Source organism: Flavobacterium lacus (genome assembly GCF_003268815.1).
Classification (GTDB): domain Bacteria; phylum Bacteroidota; class Bacteroidia; order Flavobacteriales; family Flavobacteriaceae; genus Flavobacterium; species Flavobacterium lacus.
In genome coordinates this window covers 1-3999 of the sequence record NZ_QLSV01000030.1, presented here as the reverse complement: position 1 = coordinate 3999, position 3999 = coordinate 1, and the positions used below count along the sequence as shown (strand labels likewise).

3 protein-coding genes are annotated in these 3999 nt (G+C 41.4%); all 3 read left to right on the top strand.

The genetic code is table 11. The features are described from left to right. Positions 1-1311, top strand: a 1311-nt coding sequence (locus B0I10_RS15485; RefSeq protein ID WP_146740390.1) for a gliding motility-associated C-terminal domain-containing protein, incomplete at its 5' end; no start/stop codon positions are given. Positions 1312-1382: 71 nt separating this feature from the next. After that, a complete protein-coding gene (locus B0I10_RS15480) occupies positions 1383-2315 on the top strand; it encodes a PorP/SprF family type IX secretion system membrane protein (RefSeq protein ID WP_112087421.1) in 933 nt (310 codons plus the stop codon). A gap of 20 nt (positions 2316-2335) precedes the next feature. Continuing rightward, positions 2336-3999, top strand: a 1664-nt coding sequence (locus B0I10_RS15475; RefSeq protein WP_112087420.1) for an OmpA family protein, incomplete at its 3' end; no start/stop codon positions are given.

Sequence of the window (3999 nt, the reverse complement as noted above, 5' to 3'; positions counted from 1 at the left end):
GCCACGTTTGATGCCATTACAACTACCTATTGTCAAGGTGCAACACCTGATGCTTTACCCGTTTCAAACAATGCTGTACCGGGAACATGGTCTCCGGAGGCAATTGACACGGCAACGTTAGGAGAAGGTACCTATACTTTTACTCCCGATGCAAGTGTGGAATGTCAGGATGTAACACAGGTTGTCATTACAATCAGTACACCCGTTACACCGTTATTCGAAACAATCGTTACAAGCTATTGTTTAGATACTACACCAAATGCTTTACCGCTTATCGCTGACAACAACGTAAGCGGAACATGGAATCCGGCAACCATAAACACATCAGCTCCAATTGTAAATGCAGAATATGTATTTACCCCTGCATCGGGACAATGTGCTAATGTAGTATCGGTTTTGATCACCATCAACGATAGAGTTGTACCAACCTTTGCACAAATAGGACCTCTGTGTGTGGGAGAAACGGCAAGCTTACCTGCAAGCTCACAAAATGGAATTGCAGGAACATGGAGTCCGGCATTTAGTACCGCCACAGCAGGCCAAACAACTTATGAGTTTACACCAAATGATGGTATTTGTGCCACAACAGCCCAAATGACCGTTGAGGTAATCGCCAGACCGGCAGTAGACCCTGGAGTAGACCAAACAGTTTGTGCTACCGATGGCGACTATGTGTTACCAACATTAACCAACGGAGTTTATTACTCAGGACCAAACGGGACTGGTAATGTGCTTACTAGCGTTTCCGTTAGCAATACTCCCCAAACGGTGTATATCTTTGCGGCAGGCACCTTAGCGGGCTGTTCATCAGAATCTAGCTTTACCGTTACCTTTATCTCGGTAGAGGCAGATGAACTTAGCGATGTGGAAGAATGTAGCCGTTATTTCTTACCGGAAATAGCCGTAGGGAATGTCTACTACACAGGGCCAAACCAAACCGGCACGCAGTTATTTGCCGGACAAGTGGTAGAGGTAAGTCAAACGATTTACGTTTCTGCAGGTACACCAAGTGGCTGTTATGATGAGACTTCGTTTGAAGTAGTGATCAATAATTGTGGCATTCAAAAAGGTATCTCACCTAATAATGACGGCCTGAATGATTTCTTTGACTTAACTGCTTTTGATGTTCGAAAACTATCCATCTACAACCGTTATGGAAGCAAAGTTTATGAAAGAGGAAACTATAGCAACGAGTGGTATGGCCAAAGCAATAGCGGCGACGAATTACCCGATGGTACGTATTACTTTGTGATAGAATTCAATAACATTGAAGCCAAAACCGGTTGGATTTATATCAACAGAGAGCGTTAGTAGAGATACATAACTCACCATTACTTAACAAGCAGTAATGGTGAGTTTAAAAAAATAAACCCTATAAAGAAATGAGAAAAATATATTTTGCAACATTGATCGCCGCGATTAGTTTCTTTGAAACCAAAGCTCAGCAAGATCCACATTATACACAATACATGTATAATATGAACGTCATTAACCCTGCTTATGCAGGAAGTAAAGAAAACCTATCCTTTGGATTACTTTACAGAAAACAATGGGTAGACATTGAAGATGCTCCTACCACAGCTACTTTTTCCGGACACATGCCCGTGGGAAGAAATGTGGGATTAGGACTGAGTGTTATCTCTGATAAAATAGGTCCCGTAGAAGAGAACAATGCCTATGCCGACTTCTCCTACACACTTAATTTAGGAGGCGAACACAAGTTGGCCTTTGGATTAAAAGGAGGACTTACTTTTCATAATGTCGGTCTGTTCAGTGATGTATACAACACGCTTCCCCAGGAGAATGACCCTGCTTTTAGTGAAAACATCAACAATACTTATTTAAACATTGGTACAGGTCTTTTTTATTACACCAACAAATATTATGTGGCTTTTTCGGTGCCAAACATGTTAAAATCAAAGCATTTAGATTTACGTGAAAACGGACAAGAAAGAGAGTTTGGTTCTGAGGTATCACACTACTTTTTAACGGCAGGATATGTGTTTGATTTAAGTCCAAACACTAAATTCAAACCTTTTGCCATGTTAAAATCTGCCTTTAATGCGCCCTCTTCCCTTGATGTATCAACCAACTTTTTGTTTTTTGAGAAGTTTGAAATCGGAGCTACCTATCGTTTGGAAGACAGTTTTGGTGCGATGATTAATTATGCCATTTCTCCCAATCTTCGTATTGGATATGCCTATGATCACATTGTATCGGATTTGAATATCACCACCCCTTCTTCACACGAGTTTTTCTTGTTGTTTGATGTCAATTTCCCCAAGAAAGTATCCCGTTCACCACGATTTTTCTAACCTAAAAAGCAATTCAAACGATGAAAAAAATATATATCTCGATGCTAAGTATTGTAAGTTTAAGTCTTACAACACTTAGTGCACAAAATAAAGACACGCAAAAAGCCGACAAGCTTTTCAAGCGTTTAGAATACGTTGACGCCGCTCAAGAATACCTCAAGCTAACCGAAAATGGCAAAGCTGATGGGTATGTTTACAAACAATTGGCCGACAGCTATTTTAACACCTATAACGCCGTAGAAGCCACCACTTGGTATGCCAAAGCCGTTGAAACTCCACAAGATGCCGAAACTTACCACCGCTATGCTCAAATGCTAAAGGCACAAGGCAAGTATGAACAGGCCAACAAACAAATGCAAACCTTTGCCTCAAAAGCACCCAACGACCAGCGGGCGAAGGATTTTAAAGCCAATCCAAATTACCTTCCAAGTTTGCTCGACAAACAAAAGAAGTTTGACATTAAACCACTGGACATTAACAGTGATAAATCAGATTTTGGTGCGGTATTGCACAAAGATGCACTTTACTTTACCAGTGCCAGAAACGCAGCTAGAAAAACCTACGGGTGGAACGAAGAACCGTTTTTGGATATTTACAAAGCCACTTACAATGTAGATGGAACCATCACCAACGCAGAAACGGTAAGCGACTTAAATTCGAAATGGCACGACGGTCCTTCTTCGCTGAGTGAAGACGGGAATACGATTTACTTTTCAAGTGAAAGCTTTAAAGAAAAAGGCGGTTTTGAAAAAGACAAATCCATTAATGCTAAATTAGGACAAGTCAACTTGTACAAAGCTACCTATTCTAACGGAAAGTGGTCAAACATCACCCAGTTGCCTTTTAACAGTAACGCCTACTCTACCGGAAATCCTTCGTTGAGTAAAGATGGTAAAACCTTGTATTTTGCCTCCAACAGACCCGGAAGTATCGGAGGAACCGATATTTGGAAAGTAGCCGTGAATCAAGATGGCTCGTATGGCGAACCGGAGAACTTAGGCTCAAAAGTAAACACCGAAGGCGAAGAGAACTTCCCTTTTGTAACCCAAGACAACAAAACGCTTTATTTTGCTTCTAACGGAAGACAAGGTTTTGGTGGATTAGATGTCTTCGCCTATGACATGACCAAAGGCGAATCAACCAACTTGGGCAAACCGGTAAATAGCGAGAAAGACGATTTTGCTTTTAGCGTAAATGCAGAGAAAAACATCGGGTTTTTATCCACTAACCGCTCAGGGGTAGATAATATTTATTTAGCCACTCCCGTTTGTGGGGTAGAGGTAATCACGGTGGTAACCGATGCTAAAACGGGTAAAGCTCTTGCTAATGCCAGTGTAGCCATTGTGGATGAAAAGAAAAACGTCATTGCTACTGAAACCTCAGCAGCCAATGGACAAGTAACCTACTATGTAGAGTGTAACAAAGCCTACACCATTCAAGCCTCCAAAGACGGTTACGAAAGCAACATCTTCCCCGTAGCTGCCAGCAAAGGAGAAACAAGAACAGTAGAAGCAGCCTTGAACCCAATTGATGTGATTGTAACCGATACCGAAGTCGTTTTAAAACCAATCTTCTTTGAGTTCAACAAAAGCAACATCACCCAAGAAGGTGCTTTTGAGTTAGACAAACTCGTGCAGGTGTTAAAAAACAACCCAAACATGGTCGTTTTAGCCAAAGCACACAC